This window comes from Lysinibacillus sp. FW12, from assembly GCF_050817245.1.
Lineage (GTDB): Bacteria > Bacillota > Bacilli > Bacillales_A > Planococcaceae > Lysinibacillus > Lysinibacillus irui.
This window is the reverse complement of record NZ_CP139094.1, coordinates 3,870,503-3,886,673: the sequence shown is the minus strand read 5'-3', so window position 1 is coordinate 3,886,673 and position 16,171 is coordinate 3,870,503. Positions and strand designations below refer to the sequence as shown.

The 16,171-nt window shown below is 34.7% G+C and carries 24 protein-coding genes; 18 read left to right on the top strand and 6 right to left on the bottom strand.

The genetic code is table 11. The annotated features are described in order from the left end of the window. Window positions 1-37 precede the first annotated feature (37 nt). The 13 genes from SJW71_RS20050 (at window position 38) to SJW71_RS19990 (ending at window position 6,980) form a co-directional block, all read left to right on the top strand. Window positions 38-1,918, top strand: a complete 1,881-nt coding sequence (locus SJW71_RS20050) for a phage tail protein (RefSeq protein WP_431811383.1) — start codon at window positions 38-40, stop codon at window positions 1,916-1,918. Between the two features lie 121 nt (window positions 1,919-2,039). Next, entirely contained in the window at window positions 2,040-2,426 is a 387-nt protein-coding gene (locus tag SJW71_RS20045; protein ID WP_431811382.1) for a hypothetical protein, read from the top strand. 80 nt (window positions 2,427-2,506) lie between these two features. Beyond that, window positions 2,507-2,737, top strand: a complete 231-nt coding sequence (locus tag SJW71_RS20040) for a hypothetical protein (protein WP_431811381.1) — start codon at window positions 2,507-2,509, stop codon at window positions 2,735-2,737. Between the two features lie 138 nt (window positions 2,738-2,875). Further along, window positions 2,876-3,124: a hypothetical protein gene (locus SJW71_RS20035; protein ID WP_066036374.1), complete on the top strand. Its 249-nt coding sequence runs from the start codon at window positions 2,876-2,878 to the stop codon at window positions 3,122-3,124. Between the two features lie 12 nt (window positions 3,125-3,136). Continuing rightward, window positions 3,137-3,397, top strand: coding sequence for a phage holin (locus SJW71_RS20030; protein WP_066037376.1), 261 nt, complete (start codon window positions 3,137-3,139; stop codon window positions 3,395-3,397). Beyond that, the gene (locus tag SJW71_RS20025) at window positions 3,397-4,122 is read left to right on the top strand and encodes a peptidoglycan recognition protein family protein (protein WP_431811380.1); all 726 of its coding nucleotides are present in this window, start codon (window positions 3,397-3,399) and stop codon (window positions 4,120-4,122) included. The genes SJW71_RS20030 and SJW71_RS20025 overlap by 1 nt, the downstream gene beginning before the upstream one ends. Before the next feature lie 151 nt (window positions 4,123-4,273). Beyond that, window positions 4,274-4,642, top strand: coding sequence for a helix-turn-helix domain-containing protein (locus SJW71_RS20020; RefSeq protein ID WP_431811379.1), 369 nt, complete (start codon window positions 4,274-4,276; stop codon window positions 4,640-4,642). After that, window positions 4,643-5,164 carry an ImmA/IrrE family metallo-endopeptidase gene (locus SJW71_RS20015; RefSeq protein ID WP_431811378.1) on the top strand — a complete coding sequence of 174 codons (522 nt, stop codon included), beginning with the start codon at window positions 4,643-4,645 and terminating at the stop codon, window positions 5,162-5,164. 172 nt (window positions 5,165-5,336) lie between these two features. Beyond that, a complete protein-coding gene (locus SJW71_RS20010; RefSeq protein WP_431811377.1) occupies window positions 5,337-5,504 on the top strand; it encodes a hypothetical protein in 168 nt (55 codons plus the stop codon). Between the two features lie 175 nt (window positions 5,505-5,679). After that, window positions 5,680-5,961, top strand: coding sequence for a YolD-like family protein (locus SJW71_RS20005; RefSeq protein ID WP_431811376.1), 282 nt, complete (start codon window positions 5,680-5,682; stop codon window positions 5,959-5,961). A 15-nt stretch (window positions 5,962-5,976) separates the two neighbouring features. Further along, a complete protein-coding gene (locus tag SJW71_RS20000; RefSeq protein WP_431811375.1) occupies window positions 5,977-6,315 on the top strand; it encodes a YolD-like family protein in 339 nt (112 codons plus the stop codon). Then, window positions 6,308-6,652: an aconitate hydratase gene (locus SJW71_RS19995; RefSeq protein WP_431811374.1), complete on the top strand. Its 345-nt coding sequence runs from the start codon at window positions 6,308-6,310 to the stop codon at window positions 6,650-6,652. The genes SJW71_RS20000 and SJW71_RS19995 overlap by 8 nt, the downstream gene beginning before the upstream one ends. 1 nt (window position 6,653) lies before the next feature. Then, a complete protein-coding gene (locus SJW71_RS19990; RefSeq protein ID WP_431811373.1) occupies window positions 6,654-6,980 on the top strand; it encodes a DUF1827 family protein in 327 nt (108 codons plus the stop codon). Window positions 6,981-7,025: 45 nt separating this feature from the next. On the opposite strand, the gene SJW71_RS19985 is transcribed toward SJW71_RS19990, so the two are convergent. Together SJW71_RS19985 and SJW71_RS19980 are read right to left on the bottom strand one after the other, a co-directional pair. Then, on the bottom strand, window positions 7,026-7,589 hold the full coding sequence (locus SJW71_RS19985; protein ID WP_431811372.1) for a DUF5067 domain-containing protein: 564 nt from the start codon (window positions 7,587-7,589) through the stop codon (window positions 7,026-7,028). Between the two features lie 608 nt (window positions 7,590-8,197). Beyond that, a complete protein-coding gene (locus SJW71_RS19980) occupies window positions 8,198-9,937 on the bottom strand; it encodes a B12-binding domain-containing radical SAM protein (RefSeq protein WP_322604709.1) in 1,740 nt (579 codons plus the stop codon). A gap of 310 nt (window positions 9,938-10,247) precedes the next feature. Between SJW71_RS19980 and SJW71_RS19975 the strand changes: the two genes are divergently transcribed. Then, complete coding sequence (locus SJW71_RS19975; protein WP_341385644.1) at window positions 10,248-11,615, top strand: ATP-binding protein; 1,368 nt, start codon at window positions 10,248-10,250, stop codon at window positions 11,613-11,615. 121 nt (window positions 11,616-11,736) lie between these two features. Further along, entirely contained in the window at window positions 11,737-12,183 is a 447-nt protein-coding gene (locus SJW71_RS19970) for a MarR family winged helix-turn-helix transcriptional regulator (protein WP_274795738.1), read from the top strand. Between the two features lie 94 nt (window positions 12,184-12,277). On the opposite strand, the gene SJW71_RS19965 is transcribed toward SJW71_RS19970, so the two are convergent. The 3 genes from SJW71_RS19965 to SJW71_RS19955 form a co-directional block, all read right to left on the bottom strand. Beyond that, a complete protein-coding gene (locus tag SJW71_RS19965) occupies window positions 12,278-12,967 on the bottom strand; it encodes a hypothetical protein (RefSeq protein WP_431811371.1) in 690 nt (229 codons plus the stop codon). A 61-nt stretch (window positions 12,968-13,028) separates the two neighbouring features. Continuing rightward, a complete protein-coding gene (locus SJW71_RS19960; protein WP_274795740.1) occupies window positions 13,029-13,646 on the bottom strand; it encodes a CPBP family intramembrane glutamic endopeptidase in 618 nt (205 codons plus the stop codon). 79 nt (window positions 13,647-13,725) lie between these two features. After that, window positions 13,726-13,914: a YkvS family protein gene (locus SJW71_RS19955; protein WP_004224583.1), complete on the bottom strand. Its 189-nt coding sequence runs from the start codon at window positions 13,912-13,914 to the stop codon at window positions 13,726-13,728. 124 nt (window positions 13,915-14,038) lie between these two features. Here SJW71_RS19955 and SJW71_RS19950 point away from each other — a divergent pair, with 124 nt between their 5' ends. The 3 genes from SJW71_RS19950 (at window position 14,039) to SJW71_RS19940 (ending at window position 15,656) form a co-directional block, all read left to right on the top strand. After that, the gene (locus SJW71_RS19950; protein WP_274795741.1) at window positions 14,039-14,227 is read left to right on the top strand and encodes a hypothetical protein; all 189 of its coding nucleotides are present in this window, start codon (window positions 14,039-14,041) and stop codon (window positions 14,225-14,227) included. Between the two features lie 92 nt (window positions 14,228-14,319). Further along, a complete protein-coding gene (locus tag SJW71_RS19945; protein WP_274795742.1) occupies window positions 14,320-14,496 on the top strand; it encodes an aspartyl-phosphate phosphatase Spo0E family protein in 177 nt (58 codons plus the stop codon). Window positions 14,497-14,789: 293 nt separating this feature from the next. After that, window positions 14,790-15,656 (top strand): NAD(P)-dependent oxidoreductase, encoded by an 867-nt coding sequence (locus tag SJW71_RS19940; RefSeq protein WP_431811370.1) that lies wholly within the window; start codon window positions 14,790-14,792, stop codon window positions 15,654-15,656. A gap of 65 nt (window positions 15,657-15,721) precedes the next feature. On the opposite strand, the gene SJW71_RS19935 is transcribed toward SJW71_RS19940, so the two are convergent. After that, window positions 15,722-16,114, bottom strand: coding sequence for a DoxX family protein (locus SJW71_RS19935; RefSeq protein ID WP_431811369.1), 393 nt, complete (start codon window positions 16,112-16,114; stop codon window positions 15,722-15,724). Window positions 16,115-16,171 lie beyond the last annotated feature (57 nt).

The window sequence follows — 16,171 nt, the reverse complement described above, 5'->3', positions numbered from 1 at the left end:
TTACAGCGCCAAAAATTATGTTAGTTGGTGATAAGGCATGCCGTTAGTAAAACATAAAGGGATTGAATATCCAATCAACCATATCCAATCTGGACGTATTGATATGGAAATCAGTAATGCACATGAATTGAATATGGTTGTCGTAAACAGAGCTAACAATCCTGCTTACCCACATCTTCTTGAAGAAGCGATTGTAGTTGTAAATGACCATGAGTACCGTATTAAAAAGTTAAGTAATAAAACAAATTACAAAAACTTTAGCGCTTTGCACATCGTAATGGATCTTGCTGGAACACCATTCAATCAGAGATTAACAGGTTCTTATACGCCGAATGAAGTATTTACCGAATTATTAGCAGGTACAGGATGGACTTTTAACTTTGATGCAACAAGCGTTGAATCGAGCATTGAGTTAAAGGATTTTGGACGTAGTAACGTCTGGAAGCTGTTAAGAGACTTCTGCAACAGATTACAGGTTGAATTCGGTTTATTACCAGGCAGGGTTTTTGATATTCGGAAAACATTGAGTGGAGATTATGGCCAACAGTATCGATACGCTTATAACTTGAGAAATCTAACAAAGGATTCCATCTCTACAAACCTAGCAACTCATATCATCGTCAATTATGGTGAAGATCTGCAGCAAACAGCAACCTTTGAATCGCCAACGGCCAGTAATTATGATCGAGCCATTTATGGTGACATCATAAATGATGAGCGTATTAAAACGCAAGAAGAAGCGTATGAGCGCGCGAAAGCTAAGTTTCAAGATATTGATATTTCTTATGAGTTAGATATTGCCCAATTAGGTGAGACGCATGAGTTAGGGGAAACCATTCACACAATCTATGAACCGATGGATGACCTTTCTATTGTTACTCGTATCCTGAAAGTTCGCGAAGAGTGGAATGGTGAGGAATTTGTTGCTACAAGCGTAAACGTAGGAAACTATGTATTTAAGACAGCTGAAGAAATTTTGCAGGATCAGATTAAGGATACTGAAGATAATGTCAACGAGAATATTGATCAGACCAAAGAAATTATCCAGCGTGAGTACCGCTGGGAGTTATCCGAAACAGTCACTGAATTAGAAAAAAATATTACAACTGAATACACAGCTATGGTAAGTCTTACAGCACGTGAATTACGAACCGAAATGACGCAACATGTTACGACTATCAATAATGATATGGGTAGTATGGAAACGCGTCTTAGTTCGTCTATTTCTCAAACAGCAGCACAGATTCGGGCTGAAGTGAGTTCTGAAGTAACAACAATCAATAGTGGCATCAATACAGTTAAAGAGGATGTTTCACGTTTAGAAATTACGGCAAGTGGTATCCAATCCACGGTCACATCTCATACCTCTCAAATCGGTGGACTCAATACGCAAATGAGTAGTGCTCAGTCAAGCATTACACAGTTGAGCAATCAAATTACATCGAAGGTCTCTTACACAGATTACAACGGCTCGACAATTATTAGTAAAATTAATCAGGATCCGTATTCTGTAACGATAGATGCTCAGAAAATCAATATGAATGGTGCTGTAATAGTTAATGGTAGTATTACTGGTTACACAGATATTCGAGTAAATAGAGATGCTTATATAGGTAATAATTTAATTCTTGGTGCAAATGGTGATTGGGGTACTAAATCTGTAAACTTTGGTTCGGGTTCTAATATAACTTACAACGGCAGTTATTTAGAGCTCTCTTCACTTAATGTCCGATTAAATGGTACTAACAATGAAATGAATGGCTACAATACTATTTTTGGCACTTTAAACGTTCCGTACTCCACAAACGTTACAGGATTGGTTCGTGCTGAGTCTTCAGGTATTGGTATTTCATATTCGAACGGTAATCTGATTGTGAAGGAAAACGGAAGAACAGTAGGGTCAGTAAAATTATCATAAAAGGAGAGTTATTGGTATGGGAGAACGTGTAATTTTAATGCTGAAAGATAGTATTTTATATGTAAAAGTAAATGGAAATACTGTTGGGTCAATTAAACTATCGTAAAAGGAGATTTATAAAATGGAGCAATATGTAATTATAATGAACGATAACAGACAGGTTGTAACAACAGGAGTTGATTTGAAGAATGTAGCTGCTGTATATAATCAACGACATTCAATTGCAGCTGTAATTGGAAGGAAGAGTATGACAAAAGGTTTGATAGCAGCAGTTGCTAAACTAAATGCTCTAGATAAAACGAGTGAATCTAATGTGATGGTTCAAGTCGGTCAAACTATTCTATACACTACGGCAGAACCTGAAAAATTCTTAGATACGTTAACTAATGAAGTTAATAATAAAGAATTTGCAATGGCTAATGATGATATTTTAGTCAGTCGAAACTTTTATAGTCATGCAGAAGTGATTGAAAATACAAATACTGAAGAAGCAGAAACGCAAGCATAGGCTTAGCGTTATTTTTTTGTCTTTTTTAGAAGGTAATCCTTTCCTTTTGTCGAAATATTTATAAAAGGGAGGTTTTTTTCATGAACTATGCAGAAAAAATAAGAGCACATATCGAAGACCTTAGAGAAGAAGATGCTAAACGTTATTTAGGTGATATTGTAGTAAAGTATGTCTTAAAAGACCAGCCTTTAACTGCTGACGATGAGTATATTGAATCGATACAAACTATATTAAAGTTGGTTGGAACAGAGGAGATAAGAAAAAAGGCTTCGAAAGAAGTTAAATTAGATATTCCTGAATTGAAACTATAAACGATAAAAAACCTTCCAAATTGGAGGTTTTTTTATGCTATGAGAGCAATCGAGATGGGCAACGGTACAATGTACTGAATCTCGATGCTTCTCATGGCTTTTTATTTACACAAAAAAGGGCAAAGGTTAGGTGATCGAATGGATATTGTATCCGCAGTAACGGCAGCAAGTCATATAGCAAACTCACAGGTGGTGTGGTCAATCTTGTGTATTTGTTTGGTCGTTTATGTATTTTGGAATTCCAATAAGCGTGAAGAACGACTACTAAAAAATTTAGAAACGTTGACAGAAGCACAAGGTGAACAAGCCAATGCAATGCGTGAAATAAGCAAAAGCTTAACGTCACTTGAAGGCCGTATGGATCGCATGGAAAAACACATCTTTTAGGAGGAAGTACAAATGAAAATCAACTGGAAAGTACGTTTAAAACATAAACCATTCTTAGTATCACTTTTTGCATTTTTGTTATTACTTGTTCAACAAGTAACAGCAGCATTTGGATACAGTTTACCTGAAGCAGTTGGCGAACAAGCCACTGCTATTTTTAATACCATTTTAAGTATTTTAATTTTGCTAGGGATTGTCGTTGATCCTACAACAAGTGATGTCAGCGATAGTGTTCAAGCATTAAAATATGAAAAACCAAAGGATGATGAATAATGGCTTATACGTTCAAACAAACCTTTCTGCCAGCAAGTAAATATGCTATCAAGGCACCATACATCATGGTGCCTCAATATATCACAGTTCACAACACAGCCAATGATGCACCAGCTGCTAACGAAATTTCGTACATGATTGGTAATAACAATAAGGTTTCCTATCACGTAGCTGTAGATGATAAAGAGGTTATTCAAGCAATTCCTTTTAACCGTAATGCCTGGCATTGTGGAGATGGCGGAGGTAGCAACGACCCTATTGCACATAAAAAAGGCAACCGTATTTCTATTGGAATAGAAATCTGCTACAGCAAAAGTGGTGGTGTTCGTTATGAAGTGGCTGAAAAAAATGCTGTTCAATACATTGCAAAATTATTGAAGCAATATGGCTGGGGCATTGAGCGAGTGAAGAAGCACCAGGATTGGTCAGGGAAATATTGTCCTCACCGTATATTAGCAGAAGACCGTTGGAATAGTTTTTTGAAACGAATTAAAGAAGCAATGAAGCCAATGGAAATACAAAATCCAGCCGAAAAGGATGATGATATTATGAAGTTCACTAACTCAACAACAAAAGCAGCAGTACGTGATTACATTAAACAGTCTGTAGATAAAGGCAAGATTGATAAGTCTTGGCTTGATAAATTCGATGCTGGTACGTTGACTACAGGAGATTTTGAAGGTTTGAAGATCATTATTGAGCAACGTAGAAACATAGTTAAATAAGTACAAAAGTCCACTCACCTTTACGTTGGAGAGTGGACTTTAATATTTTCAATAAGTTGTTAATTAAATCAACAAAATGTGTTGATTTGTTGTTCATCTCATGTTAATCTTAGATTGTAGCAAACTTTTAATTAGAAAGGAGGAACCATCTATGTTGAATTCATTTGGTAAATTTTGTAGAAAATTACGAATTGACAAAGGTGAGCTATTAAAGGATATGGCAACAAAGCTAGGAGTTACTTCTTCCTATTTGTCTGCTGTTGAAAATGGCAAAAGAAATGTTCCTCATAACTGGATTGAAAAAATTTCTGAAATATATTTGTTGAATTCTTCAGAAATCAACGAATTAGAACGCTCATTTGATGAGTCGAAAAAGGTAGTGCAAATTGATTTTAGCGGCTACAGCAGCGAGGAGAAAAACGACTTATTAGCTTTGGCACGAGAGTTTAAAGGTTTGGATGAAGACGACCGTGAAAAGATTAAGGACATCCTCCTAAAAAGCAAAAAAAGGAGAGATTAAATGCCCCAGTATATCGCAAATCCTACTTCTAGAAAGCAAATAAGAGATTTTACTAATATGTTAAGAAGGTTAACGGGCTTGTATGATGAACCTTATTTTCCTATTGTGGAATTTTTAGAGTTAGCAATGCCTAAAATTTTCACTTCATTTGAATACGAAATAGTATCCACATCTGAAATGCCTAACGAGTATGGAGTTACTTATCCAGAAAAAAACAAAATTTGCATTCGAGAAGATGTTTACGATAGGGCGATAGCAGGTGTGGAAAGAGATAGATTTACTATAGCGCATGAAATTGGTCACTTTATTTTACACAAACCTGGAAATATTGCTCTTGCAAGGTCAGATTTGCATCAAGAGATACCAGCTTATAGACAGCCAGAATGGCAAGCGAATACTTTTGCTGGGGAATTACTAGCTCCACCCCAGATTATTAGTGGGTTAAACAAAAATGAAATATCATCAAAATGTGGGGTTTCCTTACAAGTAAGTGAAATTCAATTAAAAAATATTAATAAATAAGGAGTGGAATTTTATGAGGAAAAATAAAAAAAGCCCTTGTAAAGGGCCAACATAGTATTGTGTAGTAACAAGTGTTTGTCGCTACGATATAAAACTCGCCAAAGTTTATACATATCGTAACACTGTCAACGGTCCTTTGCAAGAAATTAAATTGCGAAGGGAAATGATAAAAATGTTAATTTGTACTCCATATATTACTCTAAGAAACGGTAAACGATTATTTGCACATGAGAAAGGCTTAGAGGCATTTTGCTTTGAAGTAACTCCAGAGAAACACAAAGAGTACCTAGAGAAAAAGCAAAAAAAACAGAATAAAAAGAAAGACAAAAAAGAAGAATAATACATTTTAGGACTCTTGCGACAGAGTCCTTATTTTATTCTCTGAATAAAGAAACGTTTTAATAAAAGCCCAGGTTCTCAATTAATTTTGAGCCTGGGCATTTTTTTATTGCTTAAAACAGAACATTAGTTCTATAATGTATACAAACAAATGTTCTATAATAGGAGTGGTTTAAATGGCAGCTAAATCAAAAACTAAAACACCAACTAAAAAGAAAGAACCAAAACACTTAGATCGTGATGAATTTGATTTAGAGGAAATTGCATACGCATTGACAGAGGCAATGGAGGAGAATAAATCAAAGACATTCACCATTTACAAACGAGATGAACCCTTAGAAGGTACAGTCACAAAAATGGATGCAAACACAAAACTAATCCATATTAAAGATAAGTACATGAATATTCATAAGGTACATTTCTTAGATATCCTAAAAATTTCAGATATCGATTATTAATGGAGAGTGATTTGTATGTTGCATGATCGCGGGAACATGAAATGGACAGCAATGATGCTGCCGGAGCATTTGGTGGAGATTAAGAGGTGGAAAAAGGAACAGTATTATGATAAAAAGCGTGAATTAACGGAGTGGGAGCTCGAAGAAATCGAGCAAACAATCCAGCGCTCTTTTAAGATGCGAAAGTTAATTAAATTAACTTTGTGGGACCATAACAAGCTACATGATGAAATAGGGAAAATAACAGGAACAGACTTGTATAAGAAAGAACTACTTTTAGATGCTGATTTATCAATAAAGCGTATTCAATTCGAGCAGATACAAAAAGCATCATTGGTAGATTCTGATGATTAAGCCTGAACAACGTCAACAAATACACAAATACTTATTAATTGAACTGGCAATAAAGTCGTTACAGATTGATTATCCAAAGGTCGAACAATTCAAAATGAAAAAAGTATTTCTGCCGTTAATGGACTCTCTTTTAAAAGAATTGCGGCAAGAATATTTTGAGCTCAAAAGACAATTATCACAACAACGCATACGAGTAGTAGGATGGACAACAGTAGATGAGTATTTCAGTGATGTACAGATTGCTACAGCAGGTGAAGATGTAATATTGCGTTATGCGAATCAAGCTTTAAAAACTAAAGTGGAAGAATTGATAAATAGATATCTAAGGAGAGAATAATATGGCTATTAAATCAAAGTTTTTTGACAGGACTTTTCGTAATACTACAGATGAAAGGGAAGATATCGTTAAAGTTGTAAGTAGAGGTGAATCAGAGGATACAGTAGTTACAATATATGAACGAAAAAACACCTTAGTAATTCATAGTAAAAGTGTTTCTGTAAACCACGCTAGTATATCTAAAGCAAAAGGCCATATTAAAGAGTGGGAAATCGCTTATATAATAGATAACATCATAAAAGAAGATAAAAAAAACGTTGTGATGTATTCTAAAGGAACTAAAGTTATTCATATACGAGCTAAAGAGGAAAATTTTGTTTTCTACTAAAAAATAGTCACTCATTTAATTACAGATGAGTGACTTTAATTTATTCTATTTTACATCGTAATCCTGCTTACCTAACTCTTTACCTCCAAGTCCTTGGTTAGCAACGAGTGTAACAGGAGTTTCTAAATCATCTAAAATGTATCCCACAGCATTTTCAACAGTGCCATCTTTTTTAATAGTTTCAATTTGCGTATCTAAAAATCTTTCGTCTGGTAATGGAGCAACTTCTAGTTCATTAACAGAGTTTGGATTGTTGTCTTGGATAGCTGTAAACACAACCATCCATGCTGAAATCGGATCTAGTTCTTTATCACTTAGATTTGTTGTGTTGTACCAGATTGCAAAAACAGGTTTATCACCATACTCATTCCCTTTTTCACCAGGTTGAATAACTTTTGTTTCTGTGATATTCATTTTTAAATCGACTAGTTTAGCCTCATTATCTTTAAAATACACATCTTCGCTTTTCTCTTCCTTATCTGTTTTATCAGCAGATACAGGCGTTTGAGTTTCTTCTTTTTGTGGTTCTTCCTTTGTTTTTTCCTCACCACAAGCAGCTAGTCCGAGTGAAAGAACAAGTGCTGCACTAAATATTAGTTTTTTCTTCATATAAGTTGTCTCCTTTTATGTATATATTTGTAACATATAAATTGTATCAATAATGGAAGTGGTTGTCAGTATGATAGAGTGACTTTCTTCTATTATATATAGCGCAAAAATGAATATAATGTCGAAGAATGTAATTAACCAATTATTGACGCCCCCTAATTTGCCCCCTATACTAAACCTACGTCTATTTTTTTAAGAATGATAAATCGATAGATTGTTTAAAATTAAAACCTCAAATACACATAAAAATATGTAAAAACTACACGCTAAAATACGAGTTATTATTGGCTAATTTTTTAGAAGTATACGATGCTAATGTGTCATCATTTCATCGTATACTTCATATAAAAAAGTAAATTCCTTAAATTGTCATATAATTTTCAAAAAATTTAAAATTATAATTCCCGAAAGTAAAATTTCCTTGTGGGTATTATTTACAAAGCTTTTAGAGTATGTCTTTAAGGCATTTGCCCTAAAGTTTTGAAGCTTAGCTATGAATACTTGACTAATTATCTATTGATTCAGGAAGTCCATAAATAAAGGTTTTAGAAAAGTTTAAGACAGAAAAAAAGCTAGTCCTGATCGTTAGTAAGGACTAGCATTTCGTATTATATAGAATGAATTGTTGCAAAATAAGGTGCTTGGCCGTGACGGAAATAGGTTAACAAATAGCCATTTTTTTGTACAATTTTGCCATTCATAAAATCTTGGTAATCAAGAGCATGAGGGATAATTAGTGTATGCTTAAATAATTCCTTCTCAGACAGCTTAAAGCTTGCAAATTCCTCACCTGCGATAGTTGGATCTTCACGTAAGGCATGATAAAGGGCCTTTTGTTGTTCTTCAGTTGGGCGTTCATTCCACCATAGTTTACGTGGCTGGAACTGCTGAGCCATTAAATAATCAAGCTGCATTAAGCTTTTGACAATGTTTAAATTTACACCATCCACCGTTTCTAAAAACATTAATAAGCGTTGGAATAAATCCTCCAACTGATGACCAATACGGGACCAACCTTTTGTTTCCCAATAAGTTCCGAAGTTTTGGAAAAAGTCAAAAGGTGTGTCAAAGACCTCTGTAACTAAATATTCGATGGTATGATCCATACGGTGATCATTCCAGTATTTCTCAAGAACATCCTCTGCATGTTTAATGCGAACGATATCATCAAATGTTAGAACATTATTAGAGAAAATTTCATATGGAGATATATCTACATAGGTATAGCCAAACTTTTCAGCCTCTAATCGAAGTCCAGTACCACGTAGAAGCTTTAAAAATCCAAGCTGTAATTCCTCTGGACGCATAGCAAAAACGTCATTAAACGTCTGACGGAAGCTTGCATAATCTTCCTCTGGTAAACCAGCAATTAAATCTAAATGCTGATCTATTTTTCCGCCCTCTTTTACCATTGTCACCGTTCTTTTTAGTTTTTCAAAATTTTGGCGGCGTTTAACGAGTGTATTTGTTAAATCATTTGTAGATTGAACACCTATCTCAAAACGGAACAACCCTCTTGGTGCATTGTCATTTAAAAATTGGATAACTTCAGGTCGCATGATATCGGCAGTAATCTCAAACTGGAATACAACACCAGGTTGATGTTCATCAATTAAAAATTGGAACATTTCCATTGCATAGCTACGGCTTATATTGAAGGTACGATCTACGAATTTAATTGTACGAGCACCATTATCCATTAAGAAACGAATATCTTCTTTAATTTTTTCCCGGTTAAAATAGCGAACGCCTACTTCAATAGAAGATAAACAAAATTGGCAACTAAACGGACATCCTCGACTTGTTTCGATGTACTGTATTCGTTTGCTAAGATGGGGAAGGTCCTCCTCGAAACGAAATGGGCTTGGCAATTCACGTAGATCAATTTTTGGCGGCTGTGCGTGAATCTTTACTTTTCCATCCTCTAAATAACAAATCCCAGGAACATCCTCCAACAGTATCTCCCCGTGGAAATAGCGCAATAATTGTTTAAATGAAGTTTCGCCTTCACCCATAACAATAAAGTCTACTTCAGGTATACGGCGTAGCCAATGGTGAGAATCATAAGAAACTTCAGGTCCACCGAGCAAAATTTTAACATTTGGACAGACCGTTTTTAACATTTTAATCACGTGAATGGTTTCTTCGATATTCCAGATATAACAGCTAAATCCAACAATATCAGGTTTTTTTTGGAACAAATCTGATACAATATTAAAAGCAGGGTCTTTAATTGTATACTCTGCTATAATTGGATTAAACTCTGGTAAAGCTGCGCCTTTTAAATAGCGCAATGCTAAATTTGTGTGAATATACTTTGCGTTTAAAGTAGTTAAAATAGTATTCATTTAATAATCTTCCTTTCAACATCTTATTGTATCAGTCAAGTATCTGACATACAATATAATTCTTTTTACCTATTTATTTTGTGAACGGTTCGTGAAATAATTTAAAATACTTAAATTTACTAAATTTTGTAATAATAGAATCGTGCTGTCATAAAGTATAGTAAAGGCTCAAAATTCGATTTAGAGGTTTTTTACTCTTGTGAAAGGTTCGGTGAGAAAGTTGAAGCAAAATGATATTAATCAATGTTTTGGAAATCTTATGAAAAGTACTTCGTCACCAACACTTATACTGAATAAAGCAGGGAAAATTTTGAACGTCAATGAAGCTGCTATTAAGCTTTTTAATCTTAATTTAACGTATATTGGCTATTTAGCTATGGACGAGCAATCTAATTTTAAATGGACTAAATTCGTCAAACAATTACAAAATGATTTGCGCTCGGAAGAAATTTTCAATATCCGCACAGCTGGTAACGACTACGAAATGCTATCTTTTAAATGTTTTTATGATCCGAATACAGAGGAGATTGTTGCGCAAATTTCAACACTAAATGATGATGTTGCCCATAAATTATACGTTAGCCATGCGCATGAAAGATCAAATTCCTTCAATGCGTACGATTACTTACCTTATGCTGTTATTGTAAGTGATGCTAGCGGTATTATTCTTGGGCTTAATAAGTATGCGGAAATGTTTTTAAAAGTAGAGAGCACGCAGCTACTTCATAAAGCGCATCAACATATATTTGATTCATTTACCTTAAAAAAGGGACAAATCACTACGTACCTTTCAAAGCTGATGGGTGAAAAGCATGCAAGTATACATGTAGTAGATGAAACTCAAGTAAGTAGAACATGCTATTATGAAATTTCCAGTATTTTTGACGAATACAATAATATTATTGTCACAGTAATTAATGATGAAACAGAGAAAAAGCAACTTCAGCATAAAGTCGAGCATCAGCAAGCTTTAAATGTTGTCGGACAGATGGCAGCAAGTATTGCGCATGAAATCCGTAACCCATTAACATCTTTAAAGGGGTTTACAGAATTATTAAAGTTAAATGCGGATGATGAATCACGTATGTATCTCTCTGTCATTGACAGTGAGCTTCAACGGATGGAACAAATTCTTTCTGAGCTTTTAGTATTGTCCAAGCCAACGACTATGAAAGTTGAATTATTAGAGCTGGATCATATTGTAAAGCAAGTCATTGAGTTTATGCTACCAGATGCACTCATGAAAAATATTATGATCCGATATATTTCAACTTCTAATCAAGTATATATTGGTGGCAATGAGAATCGCTTAAAGCAAGTACTTATGAATCTCATTAAAAATGCTATGGAATCCATGAATAATGGTGGCACGATTACTGTTGAAATGGCTACAAATGACGGAGCGATAGTCGATCTAATGATTAAAGATGAAGGTGTTGGCATGGACAGCACGACACTTCAAAACCTATTCCAGCCTTTTTACACGACTAAATCAACAGGGACAGGACTAGGCCTTGCTTTCGTGAAAAAGGTAATTGAAGAGCATGATGGCGTTATAGGCGTAAATAGCGAATTACAGAAGGGGACATGCTTCCATCTGCAGTTTCCGATTTATACGTTTAATCAAATGGATACAATGGAAGTATCCACAAAAGATTCTGCTTATTTAGTAACATAAAGAGAGTAAAAAAGGTTGCATGGTTCCTAACAAAACCTTCAAATCGGTTAATGCTTTTGACAAGGCTTTTCTAATATCGCTATAATGTCATGTATAAAGAGCGAAGTGAGAGGAAAAGAATATGACGTCAGAAGATGTAAAACAATCTTTAAAATTATATATTGTGTTATCACGTGCATTGAAAGCGGTCAACGAGACGACCCATCAATTATTTCAGGAAAATGGTTTAAACCCAACAGAATTTGCTGTTCTAGAGCTTCTATACCATAAAGGGAGACAGCCATTACAGCAAATTGGCAATAAAATTTTACTTGCCAGTGGGTCTATTACGTATGTCATTGATAAGCTTGAAAAGAGAGGCTATTTATTACGTGTTTCTTGTCCTTCAGATCGTCGTGTTACCTATGCTGAAATCACTGAGGAAGGTGAAGCATTTATGGGGGAGTTATTCCCGAAACACGAGCAGCATTTGCATGAAATAATGAGTGTTCTATCACCACAAGAAAAAGAACAAGCTATAACATTATTAAAGAAAATTGGCCTTTCTATTAAGGATTTATCTTATTAAAAAAGTTGTCTCATTCATTTGAGACAACTTTTTTGGAATTAAAACAAGGACTTTCGACATTGGCATGTCGAAAGTCCTTGTGTTTTTATTATTATTATTTTTTAGAGATAGTTGCTGCCATGTTAAGCATAGCATCTGTTAAATCTTGTTCATCATTATCATGAATTGTTAATTTTGTAATAAGGCCATCTTTTTCAAAAACAACCCCAATAACTTTTTCTGTGTCAAAGTCCACAACATAACCTTCGATATTTTGAACATCTTTAAATGCTGTTAATTCATCAGCAGGTAAAGCTACTGTTTCGCCGACAGCATTCATATAATCTTGCATAGTCGTTTTAACTTCATCAAAGCTTGATTGTGAAGCTTCGATTGTTTCAATACGCATAAACACTTCGTCATCAGCGTTGGACACTAACATGTCTTTACCTGGCTCTTCTTGTGTTAGTGTGAATCCTGGAAGCTGTTGTAGTTTATAGCTTTGATCTACACTTTCAGACGCAGTTGCCTTTTCAGTTTTCTCTTCACCTTTTTGTACGTATTTTACATCTTGTTGAGGCTGTTTAGTTGCATCCTCTGTATTTGTATCATTTGATGCAGGTGTATCTTCTTCCTCTTTTGATTCGCCTGCTGTTTCATCTCCAGATGGTTTTTGATCGGCAGCAGTATTTGATGGCTCATTTTGTTGAGCATCTGAATCCTCTGTTTTATCAGAGGTGTTGCACCCTACAACTAATACGGCTGTTAGTAATAATGCAAGAATTGAAAATAATTTTTTTTGCATAAAAAACCCTCCTTTTCTAAATTAAACGTTAGTAAAGATAAAATGTTTCCAAATTTTAATGTTATGATGTTAAAGGCAACACTAAAAATAATAATAGTACAAAAACGACATGAGCTACAATAACAAGTGGCATGCTTTTACGCCATTCATATAAAAAGCCCCAAATAATACTTGTTACAAGTGCAGCAATAACGCCGAGAATAAAACCACTTAGCGCAATTGAAATCGCACATAATAGAGAGGTCACTATAATAGCCAATGTTGGACGCATAAAGCGTTTTAACTGCTGTTGGATATAACCACGCCAAAATAGCTCTTCACCGATGGCAATGATAAATACTAGTAAAACATAGTGCCAAATATTCTGTGGTCCATAGTTTGTTAAGAATTTTTGAACGGATTGTACTAAACTATTATTAATATATGGAGCAAGCCAGTAACCGAAGCGAATAACACCATATGTGATGGTACCATATCCAATACCAAAGAGTAAAAATTGCCATGTTGGTAATTGATCTTCAATTGAGCCAGCTAAAATGGCAATGGCAATACATACTAATAAAGTAAATGCGTACATGTACCAAAATACTGCTTGGTTAGCAAAGGTAAAAGCAAGCATACCATAAACGAATAATAAAGAAAGGAGAAATAGTATTGTTTGTTTCGAATTAGTTAGCATATTCGACCTCCATACTTTAATTTTATCAAAAAAAAAGCCCCATATCATCTATAAAGACAAATAGGGACTATTCAGACTATTAAGCTTCATTAGTATATAAAATTTTATAGCGTTTATGATTGACGACCGTTTTCTCTTCGATTTCAAGGGAATCAAAATTCTCCATATATGTTAAGTTAACGATTACCGAATTTTCATTTACTTTTTCGACAATTCCTTGGAGACCATTTTTAAACTCGATAATATTTCCAACTTCAGCTATTTTCACAGACAGTCAGCTCCTTCATCGACTAATAATATACAGTTTGCACGAAAAATTGGTAAACGTAAAGCTTTTTTTAAATAATTCATAATTTATTACACAAAATATGATAATGAAAGGAATAAAACAAATGGAAAAATACGAAAATATGCTTAAACAATTACAAAACGGGGAAATAAAAAGTATTGAAATTCAAAAGGAAGAATTTTACGAATTTCGGGAAATACTAGTAAAGCATCCTTTATTTAAACACTATAGGGGTGAGGCCAAACAAAATGGACGAATTATATATACTTATACTGAAATCCCAAGAAGTTAATTTGTCGAACATTGTCGTAAGTTAATGCTGTAAGAAATGAAATATAAATGTATAATAATGGTATGATTATTTGTGTGTGGAGGGTTGTATGAATGGTCAATCTACTCTTGAAACAAATGGAACAAACTCGTGAGATGATGATTCGCTCAGGTGTAGAAAACGGGTTACAAAATGCAAAAACCATTCAACTGAGTCGCAGATTAGATCAGTTAATGAATACTTATTATAGACAGATGGCATTTGATGAAGAAAAAGACCAAGAAGACTAAAAGATTGTTCCAGTATTCAGAGTAAAAACATTTTAAAATATATGTTTAAAATGCATTTCAATGGGGAATAACTTACTATGAACACAGCAACATTCTCATTTCCCCCTTTAGAGCAGTGATCCCCCAATCACTTGCTCTTTTTTTTGCTTATTCGGTATATATGCCATACATATAAAATTTAGTACAAATAGTAGGAAGAGTTTGAATTATTTTATTCATTCACCTAAACTTAAAATATAGGTTAGGACTCTTAAAGAGTGCTTAGACAATTTATAACAAAGGAGCACGTACATATGACAAAAAAACGTATTGCATTTATTGGAACAGGTGTAATGGGCACTAGTATAGTTAAACATTTATTAAAAAATGGTCATGATGTAACAGTGTATACCCGTACAAGAGAAAAAGCAGAGCCATTGGTGTCATTGGGGGCGTCATGGGCAAGTTCGCCAGCAGAGGCATTTAGAAATCAGGAGATTGCTTTTACGATGGTTGGATATCCTTCAGATGTGGAGGAAGTATACTTTGGGCGAAATGGCCTTTTCCAAACAGCACATCAAGGCAATATAATCATAGATATGACGACTTCAGAGCCATCCTTGGCTAAGAAAATTTATGAGCATTCCAAATCAATCGGTGTCGAAGCTTTAGATGCCCCTGTTTCAGGCGGAGATATTGGTGCACAAAATGGCACGTTGTCCATCATGGTTGGTGGTGATCGAGATGCATTTGATAAGGTATTGCCAATAATGAAGCATTTCGGGGAAAACATTGTTTATCAAGGTGAAGCGGGCGCTGGACAGCATACAAAAATGTGCAATCAAATTGTCATTGCTTCTGGGATGATTGGAGTTTGTGAATCGCTAGCGTATGGTTTAAAGGCAGGATTAGATTTACCGACTGTATTACAATCAATATCGTCAGGTGCAGCTGGCTCATGGTCTTTAAGTAACCTAGCACCTCGTATGATGAAAGAAGATTTTGCTCCAGGCTTTTATATTAAACATTTTGTAAAAGATATGAAGATTGCCTTGGATGAATCGAAGAAAATGGGTATCACTTTACCAGGGTTAGCACTAGCCTATGAGATGTATGAGAAATTGGTTGAAGAAGGCTATGGTGATAATGGTACACAGACCCTTTTAAAGTTTTATAAATAGATAGCAACAGGATAATTGTAAGCCTGAAGTCTCTTCATGTAGAAAAAGACTTCAGGTTTTTTGCTTTACTCTTTTCCAAAAAGTAAAGCATCTAAGGAGAGGCTAGACGCCCCTGCAAAAGCAAAGAATAATGCCATAGCACCTAATGCAAGGTCTAACTCATAACCAGCCAATCCATTAGCTCCGATAAAGCCGATGCTAAGTTTGGCAGTAAAGATAGCTACAATCATAGTAATTGTTAGTAAAGCCCCAAAAATTCTTGTTGCTAATCCTAAGATAATGGAAATTCCCCCAACTAATACAATAATTGCAACGATGTATGCCATAAATCCTGGTATACCTAAACTGTCAAAGAAGTCAGCAGTATAGCTGATTCCACCCTGGAACTTTTGAAAACCGTGTACTGCAAAAATAATGCCGAGAACGACACGTAAAATAGTTGAACCAATATTTTGCATAATTAGTAACTCCTTTTCTATAACTTACATTTCGTAACTTAGTTTATTTTTAAAAAC